The organism is Glutamicibacter sp. BS14, assembly GCF_056934375.1.
This window is the reverse complement of the sequence record NZ_CM167801.1, coordinates 2831481-2848006: the sequence shown is the minus strand read 5'-3', so window position 1 is coordinate 2848006 and position 16526 is coordinate 2831481. Positions and strand designations below refer to the sequence as shown.

The window sequence follows — 16526 nt, the reverse complement described above, 5'->3', positions numbered from 1 at the left end:
GCAGGGATCTTGTCCCGCCGGTTGATGGGGTCATGTTTCGCGGCCTTGCGGTGGCGTCGCTAAGCTGGGAGCCATGAGCATCGGCAACTACCTGGCGAAGGCCGGAGGGCGCACCTGCCCCCGCCTGGCGGTAGTCCGCTCGCTGCTGCTGATCAGCGCGGTGCTTTTCGGCTTGTTCTCGATGCATGTGCTGCATCATGGAGCCTCGGCGCAATCCCCGGCCACGGCCCCGGTCGCGCAGGCGCATCCGGCTCACACCCAGCCCGCGCACCATGCTCCGCCAGCCGATGCGGGCGGCGAGGAACAGGGCTGTACCGACTGCCCGATGGGCCATGAGATGGCCGCCGCCGGTTGCGTCTTGGCGTTGCTGGCCATGCTGCTGTTCCTGCGGCCGCCGCAGACCGTAGCCGTTCTCCGGTCGGTGTTCCCGCGGACCCTTTGCGCGGCACCGGAACTGCGGGGGATCGCACCGGATAAACCCGATCTGGTTGCGTTGGGGATCTGCCGAACGTGAGAACTTGGCCGGTCGATGCACTGGCCTCCAGCTAGTTCCGGCGCCGCCGCAGGCGGGCGCCGCTCACGTTCCAGATCCACCAGGAGAATCACCATGAACAAGCAGACCCTCATTTCCAGCGCCCTCGTACTGGGTGCAACTCTCGCCCTCGCCGGATGCGCAGGGGAACCATCAAGCACCGAGGCGCCCAGCGCCTCGGCCTCCGGTTCGCATTCCGGGCATTCCATGGACCAGTCCGCATCGGCCAACGACGCCGATATGGCCTTCGCCGCGGGCATGAAGGTGCACCACGAACAGGCGATAGAGATGTCCGGCATCCTGCTGGGCAAATCCGGGATTCCCGCCGAGGTGGCATCCCTGGCCGAAAGGATCCAGGCTGCGCAAGCCCCGGAGATCGAACGCATGGACCGCTGGCTTTCCGAGTGGAATATGCCCGGCGGGATGGATCACGGGGGCATGGACCACGGCGACGGGATGGTCCCGGAGGAGGGCATCAAGGCGCTGGAAGACGCGACCGGCTCCGACGCTGCCCGGCTCTTTCTCGAGCAGATGATCATGCACCACGAAGGCGCCGTGGAGATGTCCAAGACCGAGATCAGCGAGGGAAGCTACCCGGCGGCCATCGACCTGGCCCAGCAGATCGTTGATTCCCAGACCAGGGAAATCACTGAGATGAAGCAGCTGCTTGAGACGCTGTAGCCCGGAATTGGAGACAGGAAGATTGGGAGTGGCCATGTCCGAGAAACTTTCCGGCGGCAAGAGCTACCGTGCCCGCATTGCGGCCAGGGGCGCCGGTTCGCTGCTCGCGCTGGCCGTGCTGGCCGGATGCAGCACCGCCGCGGCACCCGTCGCGCAGCCCGAGCCTACAGTAGTTGCAGCCGAGGACACCGGTCAGTTCCTCGCCGAACTGGGACTGGAAGGACTCGACGCCAAGGCGGCCATCGACCGGCTCGATCGCTTGCCGCAGGAGCAGCGGCCGGAGAACTTCACCGCCATGGTGCAGCCAACGCAGCTGGTGCTGGCTGATGCGTCGGGACGCACCGCGAACCTGCCGCTGCCCCAAGACCAGTACTATCTCTCGGCCGCGCCCTATGTGGACCAGACCCACAGCTGCCATTTCCATAGCCTCACCACCTGCCTTGGGCAGCTGCAAGGCAGGCAGATGGAGGTCAAGGCCGTGAACGCCGAGACCGGCGAGGTGCTGGTTGACCAGGGCATGGAAACCTTCGACAACGGATTCATCGGCCTCTGGGTTCCGCGGGGAATCACGCTGGACCTTGAATTCACCTACCAGGGGAAGAGCGCCAAAACCACGGTGTCTACCGCCGGGCAGTCCAACGCAACCTGCCTGACGGAGCTGCGCCTGGTCTAGGGCCAGCGGCCGCGGACAGCGCGCAAACGGACTCGGGCCTGCAACCACGAAGGTGGTTGCAGGCCCGAGTCATAGCGTCGCCAAAGCCTAGTCGTTGGGCTTTGGCGGTGCCTGCTTCATCAGCTCTTCGAAGGCCCGGCGTTCCTTGCGCGAGACCGGGATCTGGCCGGTCAACGGGTTGACGACCTGGCCAGCGGCTTCGGCAGGCGCAGGCTTAGCCGCGGGGCTCTTCCCGGCATCCGCGGTCTTCGAGGCCTCCGTGGCCGCGGCTTCTGGCGCAGCGCCCGGAACGATCTTGGCGCTGGCGCTGTCCATCGCCCGGGACAGGTCCTGGGCAGCGGTATGCTGCTGCGCCGAATGCTTGCGCGCGCGGCGGGCCTTGGCGTTCTTCTCCTTGCGGGACTCGACCAAGCGGTAGAGCACCGGCACCAGGATCAGGGTGAGCACGGTGGAAGAGACCAGGCCGCCGATCACCACCACGGCCAGCGGCTGGGAGATGAATCCGGACTGGCCGGTCAGGCCCAGGCCCATCGGCACCAGCGCGAAGATGGTAGCCAGGGCGGTCATCAGGATCGGGCGCAGGCGCTGGCGGGCGCCGTGCATGATGGCATCCTCCAGGGACATGGCCGGACGTTCGGCGCTGTCCTGGCGGTACTGGTTGATCAGGTCGATCAGCACAATCGCGTTGGTCACCACGATGCCCACCAGCATCAGCATGCCGATCAGCGAAGGCAAGCCCAGCGGGATCCCCGAGATCAGCAGCAGGCCGATAGCGCCGGTCGCCGCGAAGGGAATCGAGACCAGCAGGATCAGCGGCTGGATCAGCGACTTGAAGGTGGCCACCATGATCACGTAGACAATCGCGATGGCCGCCAGCAGCGCCAGGTACAGCTGGTTGAAGGACTCGGCCTGCTCGGTTGCGGCGCCGCCGATCTCCGCGGTGGCGCCCTCGGGCAGCTGCACCGAGTCCAGGCTCGTGGCGACGTCCTTGGAGACCTCTCCGAGCATGTTCTCCACGGGAGCAAGGGTGACCGTAGCGATACGTTCGCCGTTGGAGGTGGTGACCTGCTGGACCACCTTGGCACGCTCAACGGTGGCCAGATCCTGCAGTTCCCTGATGCCGGTGGCGGTAGGGATCTGCAGCTCGCGCAGCTTCTCCAGGCTGTCCAGATCCATCCCCTCGCCGATCTGCACCGTCATGTCGGTGTAGTCCAGGCGCAAGGTGCCTGCCGGAACAGGGGAGACCTGCGAAGCGACCATGCCAGCGAGCTGGGTCTCGGTCAATCCCGCCTCGGCAGCCTTCTGCGCATCGATATCGATGGACACCTGCTCGCGTTCGGCAGAGAGGTTATCGGAGATTTCGGTGACGTTCGCGGTACCTTCCAGTGCTTCGCGCATTGTGGAGGTCGCCTCGCGCAGGATCCCCTCGTCCGGGGCCTTGATCTCGATGGTGACATCGCTGGACATCATGGCCGAGGAGTTCGAGCCGAAGCTCAGGTCCAGGTCCTCGGCCAGGTCCAGGCCTTCCACCTGCTCGCGCACCGTGTTCGTCAGCGCTTCCTGGTCGGCATCGGCATTGGTGATCACGGTGAAGCTTGCGGTATCCGAGCCGGAGGAGAACATGGCAGCCATGCCGCTGGCGGTGCCCACGGTCAGCTGGACATCTTCGATTCCCTCGATATCAGCGAGCCCGGTCTCGATCTTTGCCGCTTGCTTTTCGGTGGTTTCCATGGAGGTGCCCGAAGGCATCTTGGCGGTGATGGAAATGGAGTTCTCGCCGGTGGAACCCAGCAGATTGGTGTTCAGCAGCGGGGTCATGGCCACGGTGCCGGCAAGGACCAGCACCGAGGCCAGCAAGGTGATGACCGGGTGCTTCTGGGTCCCCTCCAGCACCGGAATGTAGGCACGCTGCAACCACGACTTGTCTTCGGCCACATGCACGGTATGGGTTTCGCCGCTGCCCGGGCGGTGCGGCAGGAACCAGTACGCCAGTACCGGAACAATGGTCAGCGATACCAGCAGCGACGCCAGCAGTGCGATGGTCATGGTCAGCGCGAACGGGCTGAACAGTTCGCCGGCCATGCCGCCCACCAGGGCGATCGGCAAGAAGACCGCCACGGTGGTCAGGGTCGCCGCGGTAATGGCGCCGGCCACTTCCTTGACCGCCAGCAGGATCGACTGCGCCTTGGATTCGCCATGGGACAGGTGGCGCTTGATGTTCTCGATCACCACAATCGAGTCATCCACCACGCGGCCAATGGAAATGGTCAATGCGCCCAAGGTGAGCATGTTCAGCGTGTATCCGAAGGCATTCATCCCGATGAAGGTGGCCATCAGGGATAGCGGAATGGAGATCGCGGTGACCAGGGTGGAGCGTACCGAGAACAGGAACACCAAGATGATGATCACCGCGAAGCCCAGGCCCAGGGCGCCTTCCAGCGCCAGGTGCTTGATCGAGTCTTCGATGAAGGGCGCCTGGTCGAAGATCGTGGTCATGGTGGCCTTGTGGCCCAGCTCTGACTCCAGGTCGGCAAGCATTGCGGTGACCGCGTGCGAAATGGCTACCGTGTCTCCATCGGGAGTCTTGGTGACCTGGATGGACAGGGTCTCCTCGCCGTTGGTGCGGGTAATGCTGGTGGCCTCATCGGCCTTGACCGAGACCTCGGCGACGTCCTTGAGCAGCACCGGACCGCCATCGGTGACCAGCGGGATATCCTTGATGGCCTCCAAGCTGTCCGGGGTGGAGCCGGCAATGACCGGCAGTTCCAGGCCATCGACGTCCATGTTGCCAATGGGCATGGGGGAGCCGGCGTTCTCGATGCCGTCCTTCAGATCCGTGACGGCTAAGCCGGCATCGCGCATCTGGTCGTCTTTCGGGATCACCGCAATGTGCTGGGAGGCGCCACCGGAGACCGAGGCCTCGCGGACCCCCTCGATCTTCTGCAGCTTGGGAAGGGTCAGGCGCTCCACGTCGTCGTTGAGCGCTTCCAGCGACTGGTCCGAGGAGACGGCCAGGGCCAGGACCGGGAAGTCCGCGATGGAGCCGGCGAAGGCGGTAGGCTCGACATCCTCGGGAAGCTGGGCCTTGGAATTGGCAATGGCCCGTTCCACCTGGGTCCGGGCACGGTCCATGTCCGTGCCGTATTCGAAGGTCAGCGAGATGCGGGTGAAGCCGGTCTGCGAGGTAGCGGTGGAGGATTCCAGTCCCTCAACTGCCTGCAAAGCGGTTTCCAGCGGCTCGGCCACCTGCTCGTCGATCACCTCGGGGCTGGAGCCCATTTGGGTTGCCATGACCGAGATCTGGGGGAATTCCAGGGCGGGGATCAGCTCCTGCTTGAGCGATCCCATGGAAATCACGCCGAAGACGGCGGCGAAAACCGTGATGAGCGCAATGAGCGCCCGGTTTTTCAATGACAAGATGGCCAAGCGCTGCATGCGGGTGTGGTCCTAGCTGTGTCGCAGTGGGAAGGGCTGATCTCAACTTTAGTTGGTTGCCATTGCTCAACAGTCACCGGGAGATGTAAAGCACGCAAAATCATCCCAATGGATTACCCCGAAGCTGCCTGGGGCCCGCCCGCCCGCACGTGCCAATGCTGCCGATGGCGCGGCGCGCGCAGCGCTGCTGGAGCGCATGCCCGATTCTTAGGGAAGGCGGTGGCTGGTGGCCGCATGGAATACTGGGGACATGAGTCTGCAGATGCCGATTGCGGTGCAAGCCACCGCACAGCAAGGGATCCGGCGGCTGATCAGGATCCGCTACCGCTATTTCAGCTACGCCCTGCGCTACGCCGACGGGCGGGAAGTCTCCGGCCTGGGCTGGGCCGAGGCCGATAAATTGCTGCAAGGGCACCGGTATCCCGCCGATGCCTCGTGCACGCGCCACGGCGCCGAACGCCATTGCCCCGACCTTGGCGCTGGTGCCTGGGTGGACTACCCCTACGGCGAGCCGCTGGACCGGCCATAGCCCGACCAGTGCCCGGATACGCGAGAACCGCCCACCAATGCTGGTGGGCGGTTCTCGTTGTGCTTGGTGCCTACAGTCCCAGGGACTTGTCGGTGGCTGCCTTGACCTCAGCGTAGAGTGCTGGGTTCTCGTTCAGCTTCTGGCCGTAGGAAGGAATCATGTCCTTGAGCTTCGACTCCCAGCCTGCGAACTGCTTGGGGAAGCAGCGCGAAAGCAGCCCGACCATGATCGGGGTAGCGGTCGAAGCGCCTGGCGAAGCGCCGAGCAGGCCGGAGATCGAGCCGTCCGAGGAGGTGATGACCTCGGTGCCGAACTGCAGCACGCCGCCCTTTTTGGCATCCTTCTTGATGACCTGAACGCGCTGGCCAGCGGTGATCAGCTCCCACTTGGAACCATCTGCATCCGGGAAGTACTCGGCCAGCGCCTCGTCCTTCTTGGAGCGGGACTTGAGAACTTCCTTGATCAGGTAAGTGGTCAGATCCAGGTTGTCCTTGCCAACAGCCAGCATCGGGATGATGTTGTGCGGGCGCAGGGACAAGGGGAGATCCAGCTGGCCGGTGGACTTCAGGAAGTTCATCGAGAAGCCGGCGTAGGGGCCGAACATCAGCGAGCGCTTGCCGTCGACAAAGCGGGTATCCAGGTGCGGTACCGACATTGGAGGAGCGCCCACCGAAGCCTGGCCGTAGACCTTGGCGTGGTGCTGGTTGATGACGCTCTCATCGGTGCAGCGCAGGAACTGACCGGAGACCGGGAAGCCGCCGAAGCCCTTGATTTCGTCGATGCCGGCCTTCTGGAGCAGCGGCAGTGCGCCACCGCCGGCACCGACGAACACGAACTTGGCCTTGACGTTCTTGACTGCGCCCGAAGCGTTGTCCTTGACGCTCAGTTCCCAGCCGGCGCCCGAACGCTTGATGCCCTTGACCTTGTGGCCGTAGTTCACCGAGGCGCCAGCGGCGCCCAGCGAGTCGGTCAGGTCCCGGGTCAGGCGGCCGAAGTCGACATCGGTACCGGAGACAACGCGGGATGCGGCAACCTTCTGCGAGGCATCGCGGCCCTTGGCCACCAGCGGGGTCCACTGGTTGATGGTGTCCAGGTCGTTGGTGATTTCCAGTTCCTCGAACAACGCATTGGGCTTCAGTGCCTCGTAGCGGGTCTGCAGGTACTTGGAGTGGTCCTCGCCGATGACGAAGGACATATGCGGCAGGGCGCTGATGAAGCTGTTGTCGGCAACGCGGTTGTTCTCGACGGCCCACGAGTAGAACTGGCGGGAAACCTGGAACTGCTCGTTGATGCCAATGGCCTTGGCCGGATCGACCGATCCGTCAGCCTTGGCAGCGGTGTAGTTCAGTTCGCACAGTGCCGAGTGGCCGGTACCTGCGTTGTTCCAAGGGGAGGAGGATTCCTGCCCGGCCTTGTCCAGGTTCTCGAAAAGACCAATGGACCAGGTTGGTTCCAGCTGGTTGATCATGGTGCCAAGGGTGGCACTCATGATGCCGGCACCGATTAGTACTACGTCAAAAGATTCGGTTGACGTTTCAGAAGGCACGAGGATCTCCATCGACAGTGATACTTTGCTCTCTCCCAGAGTAGACCTATATCCCCGGGGGTTAGAAATCGTTAACTGGGTTAACGGTCACTAACTTGAGATAGACGGCGAGTTTGCCATCTGCACATCCGCGTAGCACTCATTGAGCATCGGCGAGGGAGGATAGAAGGTGACGTTGCCGTTAAACGCCAGCGCAGAGATCGGAAAGACCAGTGGGAGCGCGGGCAGATCCGCGTTCAGGGTCTTGAGGATATCGGCATAGGCGGCGGTCCGTTCCTCTCCGGAAGGGATGGAACGGGCCAGCATGATCTGTGAGTCAAGTAACGCCGAGGTGTATCCGAACTCATTCTCCTTGGCCGCCAAAATGCCGGAAAGGAAGTCATCTGCCGAACGGTAGCCGCCGGAGAAGCCCAGCAGGTGCAGTCCCTCGAAGTCCTTGGACTGCACGGTCTGCACGTAGCCGTCGGTCCATGCAATCGGGCGCGGCTTGATGCGGATCCCCACTGCGGCGAGGTCCTCGGCGATCTGCGCGAAAGTGCGTTCAGGCAGCGGCAGGTAGTTGCGCGAAACCTGCAGCGGGTAGGCGAACTCGATCTGTTCGCCCTTGTAACCCAGCTCGGCCAGCAAGGTCTTGGCCTTCGACGCATCGTGGTTCGGCGTATCTTCCGGTGCCGGAATGCTCAAGGCAGAGGGCAAGAGGGTCGAAGCGTGCTTGGACCCTTGCAGGAACAGCTTCTCAGCCAGCGAGCTGCGGTTGACCGCGTGCGCAATGGCCATGCGGAATTCCGGCTTGGCCAGCCACTTATTGCGCTGGTTCATGCCGAGGTAGAGCACGGAGAAGGGATCGCGCTGGACAACCACCTTGGCATTGCGCACCAGCGTGCGCATGATGTCCACCGAGACCATGTCGAAGCCGTCGATTTCATCGGCCAGCAGCGCGCCTTCGCGGTTGTAGGGCGAAGGCACAGCAGAGATCAGCGCAACCTCGGGATGCGCGGTGTTATTGGATAGCCGCGGTTGATTCCAATAGTCCTTGAAGATCTCCAGGCGCACCACATTGTCCTCATGGGAAACGAAAGTGTATGGCCCGGTACCTACCGGGTGGGTGGAGAGCGACTCGGCCGGGTTCTGCCCAGGGCCGCCGGTCAACGCACTGGGCGCGGCAATGGCCATGCCCGGCAGGGTCAGCGCTTCGATCAGCCCTGGCAGCCGGCGGCGCAGGTTCAAGGCGACCAGGTACTTGCCGGTTGCCTTGACGGATTCGAAATAGCTGGCGGAACCGGCTGCGGACTTGCCTTCGAAGAGCTTGGTGTCGAATTTCTTGGTCAGCTCTTCAAGCTGCTTGGTGCGCAGCTGCTGGGTGGCCAGTTCCTCTTCGCTGGCGTCGGCAGCGCTCTTGAACTCTTCTTCGAGTTCCTTGGCAGTTGGAAGCTTGGGGATGTCGCTGTCGAAGTGGAAAACATTGGCAAAGCCCTGGCTGGATGAAGCGCGCAGCTGCGGGGACAAGTTTTCCCAGCGTTTGAAGTTGGCGACCACTGCTTCTGCGGTCAATTCGGTGCCGTCGTGGAAGAGCACGCCTTCGCGCAGGGTGAAGGTGTAGCGCAAGCCATCAGGGCTTTCGGTCCAGGATTCGGCCAGGCCGGCTACGGCGCCACCGGTATCGGGATCGATATCGACCAGCGTCTCGTACACCTGGCGGGTGATCCGGAAGGATTCGTTATCCGCCACGATGGCCGGATCCAGCTTGACCGGGGGAGCGGCTGCTGCCAGGCGCAGGGTCCGGGGAATGCGCGGTGCGCTGGCCGAGGCTGTGGGCGAAGCGGAGGCCGCGGGCCCTGGGTTTCCGGTGCAGGCGGTCAGTGCCAGTGCGGTAGTCGCCAATGTACCGGTCAGCAATGCGCGTCGTGATACGAGTTTCAATGGCAATTCGGGCACTGGGATGACTCATCTTCCTATGGCAGGCGGTACTGCTTCGCGCAGGGAACAAGCAAGTAAATGTGCGCAAAGGTATTTATCAAAGATAGCGCACCACGGCCACGGCTCCGGGAGCCAAAACTCCCGGAGCCGTCAACTGTCGCTAAATTGTTAGCTGCGGTGCACGAGGTTCTCGCCGTCGTTGCCCGCTGCCCAGGCCTGCACCTGCTTCTTGAGCAACTTCACCATGCGCGGGAAGAACGCCTTGGTGTTGCCGCCGTTGTGGGGAATGACCAAGGCATTAGGGTGCTGCCACAATGGGTGATCGGCCGGCAGGGGTTCTGGGTCGAATACATCCGATGCCATGTTCAAGCGGCCCGAAGCGACTTCTGCCACGATTGCGTCGGTATCCACCACCGGGCCGCGAGCGACGTTGACCACGGTTGCACCGTCAGGAAGCTTGGCCAGCAGATCAGCGTCGACCAGATGATGGGTGGAATCGTTGAGCGGCACGATCAGGATCAGCACTTCGATCTGCGCCGCGCGTGCTGCGAGATCAGAAGTTGCGAAGATTTCGCCATGCTCATCGGTGCGGGCCGTGGAGCCGAAGCGCAGGAGATTGACCTCGAAGGGCTCCAGGCGCTTGCGGATCTCTTCGCCGATGCCGCCCACGCCAACCAATGCCACCGTCCGATCAGCCAACCCGGGCCACTGCTGGGGATTCCAGCGGCCTTGCTGCTGGTCTCGGACCGCGTGCGGGTAGCCGCGCAGGGATGCGATGGCCAGGCCGATGGCCATCTCGGCGGTAGCCGCTGCATGGACGCCGGCCGCGGTATTGATATTTGCGCGATCGCCAATCAGGTCAACCATTCCGTCGAAGCCGGTGGTCTGCGTCTGGACGATCTTGACGTTCGGTGCCTTGCGGATGTTCTTCAGCGTCTGGGGATTCGACATATAGGGAAGGATCGCAATGTCGATTTCTTCCAGCGCAGTTCCGGGGGTGCTCTCCAGGTCCCAGAGCACAGCTTTGAGGTTTTCCGGGATCGGACCGACCGCATCAATCAGATCTTGTGTCGGGAATGAAATCGTTCGTTGGGTGCTCATGGAAACACTGTACAAACCCCATCCGCGCTTTGGTAGTAACCCCTAGTCATGTCCTGTAATGAAGGTCACCGCAGAATACTGGCCCCCGAATTTGCGCTGAGGGAAATTGCTGGTAAAGTTTTATCTCGTTGCGAAAGCGCGAAGCCCGAAAAGCTTCTAGAACATCGCAGCGGGCGCCTCTAGCTCAATTGGCAGAGCAAATGACTCTTAATCATTAGGTTCCGGGTTCAAGTCCCGGGGGGCGCACGAACAATTTGTTCGGTTCACCAGACAACTTGTTTGCATAAATAAATACGCGCTTTTAGCTCAATTGGTAGAGCAAATGACTCTTAATCATTAGGTTCCGGGTTCGAGTCCCGGAGGGCGCACAAAACAAAGGTCAGGCTTCGGTCTGGCCTTTTTTGTTTATCCCGGTGGTTATTCTTCACGTTCAGGACGGCGCTCGGCAAGGACAAGGGGCCATGGTCTCCAGGCAACCACGGTGTTCGCATCCGAAGCTCGGGCGTTGATCGCACTCTTCAAGATATGAACATCAAGTGAGTTCAGCACGTCGATAGCGTTCGAGCAGGCTCATCTTGACTCCCTCGCATGAACGCAGCCCCGATAGATGGCTTCGACTCATTAGCTGGCTCGATGATTGGCTTAACTTCGACCTCGATAGCCTCAGGGGTTACCGACTAGGGCGAGGGAATCCAGCGTAACCAGAGCTGTTACTGTCTTTTTGACCTAGTCCTGCGAGGTTTTTGCCGCCACGGTTTCGACCACCACATTGTTGTCGGTCTTCACGGTGACGTTTGTGAGTTCAGGGGATTCGTGGCCAACCGTGATCAAGACCAGATTCGCATAGGCCTCCAGGTCTTCTGAAGACCAGCCATCCTCTACGGTAATCACAAGCTTGCCTTCGGCTGGGGAGCTCCAACGGATCGTGTCACCTTGCGCGCTACCAGGGAAAGCGTCGAAACTATGAGCGCCATTTCCATTTAGGTACTGGGTTATTTTTTCATCTGCCCATTCCTGGCTGACTTCGCTCATCGTCTTTGGCGTGCTTTGGGTGTTGGCTGTCGACCGTGGGGTAGGGCTCGGCGTGTTCAGCGCCTGAACAATAGGGGTTCCGGCATTTGCTTCAGCAGTAAGCTTCGCGTCGTTCTTCAGCAACGTGGGGCTAGTCGCTGAAACCACGAGTACGGCCACAAGTGCGACAAGTACAACAAATACAGAGACGTTCCCGAGAATTCGTTTGGCCGAGCGCGACATGATTCCTCCAAGTGATGGTTGATAAAAGCCTAGCCTCAACTGACGACATTATGAACCTAGTAGCTTTCGCCGGCCATGGTCACTAGGGCGGTCACTGTTGGCAGTCTGCAATCGACTGCATGCTTCGCTGGTGTTTGCCGTTCGATGCCTAGATAGGTTGCCATGCCGTCGCGATAGTAAGTGGACAATCATTCCATTGTTTTCACCACCCGGATGGTGGAAGTCGAACCCATGCCAAGAGTGCCTGCATTTCAGTGTTCGACGACTACTGCAGAACAAGATGTTATATGTGTTTTAGATTACTTTCAAGCCGGACAAATAGTGATATTATGAATCTGACTTGGACTTTTATGTTCTCAGGTCGGGCACTGGCCGATTTTTGCTTTTGCACCATTTCTGCCTATGATTGTCTACGTCGCAAAGACGAGTTCTGAAAAAGAACTAGTCAGAGCGAGGAAGCGCTTTTAGCTCAATTGGTAGAGCAAATGACTCTTAATCATTAGGTTCCGGGTTCGAGTCCCGGAGGGCGCACAGTAGATCCGATCTGATTCGTCAGGTCGGATTTTTTGTATACCGCAAAGAAAAGAGGATCAGCTCATGAGTACTTCCGAAAAGACTAACCGTCTGTCCATCGGTGACCAGGCCCCTGATTTCACCTTGCAGGACGCTGCTGGCAAGTCTGTTGCCTTGGCTGATTACCGCGGCAAGAAGACCATCGTGTACTTCTACCCAGCCGCATCCACCCCGGGCTGCACGAAGCAGGCCTGCGATTTCCGCGATTCACTCGAATCCTTGCAGTCCCTGGGTTACGCAGTTCTGGGCATTTCCCCGGACAAGACCGCCAAGCTGGAAAAGTTTGTCGCCAAGGAAGAATTGAACTTCCCGCTGCTCTCCGACGAGGACCACGCGGTAGCTGAAGCCTACGGCGCCTGGGGAGAAAAGAAGAACTACGGCAAGGTCTACGAGGGCCTGATTCGCTCCACTATCGTGCTCGATGAAGAGGGCAAAATCGCGCTGGCGCAGTACAACGTTCGCGCCACCGGCCATGTGGCCAAGCTGCGTCGTGACTTGGGCATTGATCCCAAGTAGACCCCTCCTCTGGCTGATTTCATATCAGGCAGAACTTCCGCTACACTAAATGAGGTCGCCTTCGAGGAAACAGTGTTTCCGGTGTAGCGCTAGCGAGTATGGCGGAATTGGTAGACGCGCTGGATTTAGGTTCCAGTGTCTTCGGACGTGAGAGTTCAAGTCTCTCTACTCGCACCAACTGAACCCTGCGGTCTGATTCCATCGGCCGCAGGGTTTTTGCATGCATCCGCAGCGGTTGACCAAGCGTATGATCCAAATAAGGCAAGCGGCCGCGATCCGAGGAGGAGGGGCACCATGGCAGCCAAGGAACTGCCCACCATGTATGGGCTTTCTGAATCCGATCCTGGCCAGGACCTGATCAAGCGGGCGGGCATAGCCCCTGCCAATCTGGAGCAAATCGACCGCATCATGGCTGAAATGGGCCGGATGCGCCAGATCGAACGCCGCATCATGCGCAGCTCCCAGCAGTTCATGAAACTGAACGAAACCGACATGCGGGCGATCCGCAAGATGATCTCCGCCAAGCATGCGGGCCAATCCGTCACCCCGGGTGCGCTGAGCCAGTATCTGGGAATTTCCAGCGCATCGGTCACCAAGATGATTGACCGCTTGGAAGCCCACGGCCATGTGCGGCGCACCAGGCATCCAACCGACCGGCGTTCGCAATGCGTCGAGGTCACCGAGGAAACCCACCTGGCAGCACGGGAGCAAGTGGGGCGGCACCATGCCAAGAGATTCGAAGTGGCCAACTCGATGAGCCCCGAGGAGCGGGACGTAGTGATCCGGTTCCTTGCCGGGACCTCTGATGCCTTGGAAAGCAGCCTCGATTCAACGACTGCCGGCGAAGCGGACTAGTACCGGGACGTGCTGGATCCTCAGCCAGCCGCCTGCTTCTCCGCATCGCGCACAATGTTCTTGATGGTGGCCGGGAAAATGGCCCCATGGAACGGGTATACCGCCCACCAGTAGCAGCGTCCGGCCAAGCCCCGCGGGAAGAACACCGCTCGCTGGATCAGTTCGCTGCGCCCGTCAGCTCGCTTGTCGATCCGGTAATCCAGCCATGCCTGGCCCGGGGCACGCATCTCCGCGCGTAAGCGCAGCAAGCTGTTTTCCTCCAGGGCTTCCACGCGCCACCAATCCACCACATCTCCCAGTGCCAGCGTGCTGTGCGAGCGTCGTCCGCGCCGCGACCCCACGCCGCCTGCCAGCTTGTCCATCAGGCCGCGCAGCTTCCACAGGGCGGGGAAGGCGAAATACGGTGATTCCCCGCCGAGCCGATGCAGCACGCTGAAGAGCTGCGCCTCGGTTGCCGTGGTGCTGATGCGGCGGATGTCGGTGTAGGCCTTGCGCCCTGACCAATCCGGATCAGAGGGCAGCGGTTCGGCGGGTGCCGAAATCGGCTGGGCGGTAGCCCAACTGGTTTGCACCGCGTCGGCATCCATCTTCTCCAGTGCCAGCTGCACCGCTCGCGGATAATCGCACAAGCCCTGGGCCGGCGGGGCAATCAGCTTGTCGATGTCCCGCGAGCCCATGACGCAATCATGCTGCAGCGACTGCACCAGCGCGGAAGCCAGGGTGTGCGGCAGCGGCGTCACCAGATTCACCCAGTGCGAAGCCAGCCGCGGGGTGAGCAGCGGCAATGGCCAGACTTTCGGCTCGCGCAGGCCGGCCACCTGGGCATAGATCTTCATCAGCTGCGCGTAGCTGTAGGTGCCGGGGCCGCCGATGTCATAGGTTCCCTGCGCGGGCTGCGCCAGCTCGGCGCAGGCCGACAGGTAGTGCAAGGTGTCGCGGATGGCGATGGGCTGGACCTGGTTCAGTACCCAGCGCGGGGCCGGCATCACCGGCAGCACATCGCTCAGGTGCCTGACCATTTCGAAACTGGCCGAGCCGGAGCCGATCACCAGGCCCGCCTGGAGCACCAGGGTGCTGGCGGCCGCTGACAGGATCTGCCCCACGGCCACGCGCGAAGCCAGATGCTCGCTGAGTTCACCTGCAGGATGCAACCCGGAAAGGTAGACCAGCTGGCTGACGTCCTGTTCGCGTACGGCCTGCGCCATGACCTGCGCGCACGCTTTTTCCTGAGCCGCGAAATCCCGGGTCCCGGACATCGAATGCACCAGGTAGTAGAGCAGGTCCGCGTCCTTGCAGAGCTTGGCCACTGCGTGCTCATCTTGCAGGTCGCCCTCGACGATCTCGACTTGGCTGCGCCATGGGGTATCGCGCAGGCGCTGCGCGTCACGGGTGAAAACCCTGACCTGGTGCCCGTTGCGCAAGAGCAGGGGCACCAGCCGTCCGCCGATGTATCCGGTTGCTCCGGTCACTGCTATCAGGCTCATGGAGTTCGAACACCGCGCTTGCGCCAGGCGATCACCATGGATCCGAGCAGGAGCAGCGCGGCGCAGCCCAGCGCGGCGTACCCGGCCAGTTCAGACTGATTGGTTCCGGACAGCCGGCTCACGCCGATCCAGCCCAGGCCCCAGGCGATGGCCAAGGCGGTGAAGATCCTGCCCGAGTAGGCGGTGGTGCCCAGCCCGATGGCCGCTGCGACCACCAGCAGTGCCACTGCCGCTCCTGGTGCCCAGGAGGCGTCCTGGCCAAAGCCCAGGGAGAGCAGCCATGCGGAGGTGTTGGCGATGCTGGCTACGCAGACCCAGCCCAGGTAGATGCCGAAGGTCAGCCACATGATCCAGTATTCGGTGCGCGAAGACGGGGTGCCTGCCACCATGATGGTCAGCATCCAGGCCAAGCACGCGACGAGGATGAAGATCACCGCGACGCTGGCCCCCAGCCAGCCCAGCTGGACCACGGTAATCCATGCGGCGTTCAGCAATGCGGAAAGCAGCGCGGGAATCCGCAGCTTGGCAGCCCAGGCCGAGCGGCGTCCGGCGGGGGTGAGCTGGAAGATGCCGTAGACGGCCAGCCCGGCGTAGATCACGCTCCAGATGGAGAAGGCCGGACCCGCGGGGGCCAGCAGCGTCGAGTCAGCGCCCAGATAGCCGCCGGCTGCCTGCTGGACCGGAGTTCCGCCCAGGGCCCCGCTTCCGATGAATGAAACGGCAATGGCCAGGACCAGGGCAATCGCCGTGAACACCGGCAGTGCCCAGGATGTTGCTGACGCGGGGGCTCGATAGGGAAAATTCGGGGAATCCGTGGAACTGCTCATCGTGTGCTCCTGATGTCGGTTGAAAATTTTCCCGCTTCGAGTCGACAAAACGAGATAGTTAAACCATGATGTATCTAGAAAAGCTAAATATCAACTACGCGAGAGAAGTTATCATGGATTGTTCACGTCCGCTGATTGCCTCGGAAGTGTTCCGGTTGTTGCTCAAGCTCCAGCGGTCCTATGCACTGAGCGAAGCGCGCCTGCGCCACAGCCTTGACCTGAACGATACAGATTTGCGTGCGGTGAACCTGCTGCGTTCCATGCAAACGCCCAGCTCCGGGGAACTGGCCCGCGAACTGGGAGTGTCATCGGCAGGAATCACCTCGGTCCTGGACCGGCTCGAAGTCCGCGGGATGGTTGAAAGAAGGCACCATGCCGCGGACCGGCGGCGCACCCTGGTAGTCCCGGGGCGCAATTTCCCGGTGTCCACCGGGCCAGGGCAGGTGCTGCTGCGCAAGCTGCACACGTTCTACGCGCAGCTGGACGAGCCGTCCCGCAGGAATCTGGGCGCCCTGCTCGAAGAAGCCCGGCGAGAGCTGGAAACGCGGGACACCGTGACCAGCGAAGAGAACCAAGCAAACCCCACCACATCCTTTCAGTAGG

14 protein-coding genes and 4 tRNA genes are annotated in these 16526 nt (G+C 61.7%); 11 read left to right on the top strand and 7 right to left on the bottom strand.

Features of this window, described 5'->3' with window-relative positions:
• Positions 1 to 73 precede the first annotated feature (73 nt).
• The 3 genes from AC1Z36_RS13405 (at position 74) to AC1Z36_RS13395 (ending at position 1886) form a co-directional block, all read left to right on the top strand.
• Positions 74 to 514, top strand: coding sequence for a DUF6153 family protein (locus AC1Z36_RS13405; protein WP_483561340.1), 441 nt, complete (start codon positions 74 to 76; stop codon positions 512 to 514).
• Between the two features lie 93 nt (positions 515 to 607).
• On the top strand, positions 608 to 1213 hold the full coding sequence (locus AC1Z36_RS13400; RefSeq protein WP_434693516.1) for a DUF305 domain-containing protein: 606 nt from the start codon (positions 608 to 610) through the stop codon (positions 1211 to 1213).
• 34 nt (positions 1214 to 1247) lie between these two features.
• Positions 1248 to 1886, top strand: a complete 639-nt coding sequence (locus tag AC1Z36_RS13395) for a CueP family metal-binding protein (protein ID WP_483561339.1) — start codon at positions 1248 to 1250, stop codon at positions 1884 to 1886.
• 87 nt (positions 1887 to 1973) lie between these two features.
• Here AC1Z36_RS13395 and AC1Z36_RS13390 read toward each other — a convergent pair whose 3' ends face one another.
• Positions 1974 to 5321 (bottom strand): efflux RND transporter permease subunit, encoded by a 3348-nt coding sequence (locus tag AC1Z36_RS13390; RefSeq protein WP_483561338.1) that lies wholly within the window; start codon positions 5319 to 5321, stop codon positions 1974 to 1976.
• A 250-nt stretch (positions 5322 to 5571) separates the two neighbouring features.
• Between AC1Z36_RS13390 and AC1Z36_RS13385 the strand changes: the two genes are divergently transcribed.
• Positions 5572 to 5850: a hypothetical protein gene (locus AC1Z36_RS13385; protein ID WP_105661102.1), complete on the top strand. Its 279-nt coding sequence runs from the start codon at positions 5572 to 5574 to the stop codon at positions 5848 to 5850.
• A gap of 70 nt (positions 5851 to 5920) precedes the next feature.
• Here AC1Z36_RS13385 and AC1Z36_RS13380 read toward each other — a convergent pair whose 3' ends face one another.
• The 3 genes from AC1Z36_RS13380 to AC1Z36_RS13370 all read right to left on the bottom strand — a co-directional run bounded on the left by AC1Z36_RS13380 (position 5921) and on the right by AC1Z36_RS13370 (position 10414).
• Positions 5921 to 7414 carry a malate:quinone oxidoreductase gene (locus AC1Z36_RS13380; protein ID WP_483561971.1) on the bottom strand — a complete coding sequence of 498 codons (1494 nt, stop codon included), beginning with the start codon at positions 7412 to 7414 and terminating at the stop codon, positions 5921 to 5923.
• Between the two features lie 72 nt (positions 7415 to 7486).
• Complete coding sequence (locus tag AC1Z36_RS13375; RefSeq protein WP_483561337.1) at positions 7487 to 9331, bottom strand: ABC transporter substrate-binding protein; 1845 nt, start codon at positions 9329 to 9331, stop codon at positions 7487 to 7489.
• A 150-nt stretch (positions 9332 to 9481) separates the two neighbouring features.
• On the bottom strand, positions 9482 to 10414 hold the full coding sequence (locus AC1Z36_RS13370) for a 2-hydroxyacid dehydrogenase (RefSeq protein ID WP_483561336.1): 933 nt from the start codon (positions 10412 to 10414) through the stop codon (positions 9482 to 9484).
• A 173-nt stretch (positions 10415 to 10587) separates the two neighbouring features.
• Here AC1Z36_RS13370 and AC1Z36_RS13365 point away from each other — a divergent pair.
• Both AC1Z36_RS13365 and AC1Z36_RS13360 read left to right on the top strand, forming a co-directional pair.
• Positions 10588 to 10660: transfer RNA gene (locus AC1Z36_RS13365), tRNA-Lys, on the top strand.
• 49 nt (positions 10661 to 10709) lie between these two features.
• A tRNA-Lys gene (locus AC1Z36_RS13360) sits at positions 10710 to 10782 on the top strand.
• Between the two features lie 358 nt (positions 10783 to 11140).
• On the opposite strand, the gene AC1Z36_RS13355 is transcribed toward AC1Z36_RS13360, so the two are convergent.
• Positions 11141 to 11668, bottom strand: coding sequence for a hypothetical protein (locus AC1Z36_RS13355; protein ID WP_483561335.1), 528 nt, complete (start codon positions 11666 to 11668; stop codon positions 11141 to 11143).
• Positions 11669 to 12126: 458 nt separating this feature from the next.
• On the opposite strand from AC1Z36_RS13355, the gene AC1Z36_RS13350 reads away from it, so the two are divergent.
• The 4 genes from AC1Z36_RS13350 (at position 12127) to AC1Z36_RS13335 (ending at position 13612) form a co-directional block, all read left to right on the top strand.
• Positions 12127 to 12199 (top strand) — tRNA-Lys (locus tag AC1Z36_RS13350).
• A gap of 66 nt (positions 12200 to 12265) precedes the next feature.
• Positions 12266 to 12757 (top strand): thioredoxin-dependent thiol peroxidase, encoded by a 492-nt coding sequence (gene bcp / locus AC1Z36_RS13345; RefSeq protein WP_133834698.1) that lies wholly within the window; start codon positions 12266 to 12268, stop codon positions 12755 to 12757.
• Between the two features lie 92 nt (positions 12758 to 12849).
• Positions 12850 to 12934, top strand: a tRNA-Leu gene (locus AC1Z36_RS13340).
• 117 nt (positions 12935 to 13051) lie between these two features.
• On the top strand, positions 13052 to 13612 hold the full coding sequence (locus AC1Z36_RS13335; RefSeq protein WP_483561334.1) for a MarR family winged helix-turn-helix transcriptional regulator: 561 nt from the start codon (positions 13052 to 13054) through the stop codon (positions 13610 to 13612).
• 20 nt (positions 13613 to 13632) lie between these two features.
• Here the strand turns inward: AC1Z36_RS13335 and AC1Z36_RS13330 are convergent, their stop codons facing one another.
• Entirely contained in the window at positions 13633 to 15096 is a 1464-nt protein-coding gene (locus tag AC1Z36_RS13330) for an SDR family oxidoreductase (RefSeq protein WP_483561333.1), read from the bottom strand.
• Complete coding sequence (locus tag AC1Z36_RS13325; protein ID WP_332499214.1) at positions 15093 to 15923, bottom strand: tryptophan-rich sensory protein; 831 nt, start codon at positions 15921 to 15923, stop codon at positions 15093 to 15095. Before AC1Z36_RS13325 ends, AC1Z36_RS13330 begins: the two co-directional genes overlap by 4 nt.
• A gap of 113 nt (positions 15924 to 16036) precedes the next feature.
• Between AC1Z36_RS13325 and AC1Z36_RS13320 the strand changes: the two genes are divergently transcribed.
• Positions 16037 to 16525, top strand: coding sequence for a MarR family transcriptional regulator (locus AC1Z36_RS13320; RefSeq protein WP_181148977.1), 489 nt, complete (start codon positions 16037 to 16039; stop codon positions 16523 to 16525).
• Position 16526 lies beyond the last annotated feature (1 nt).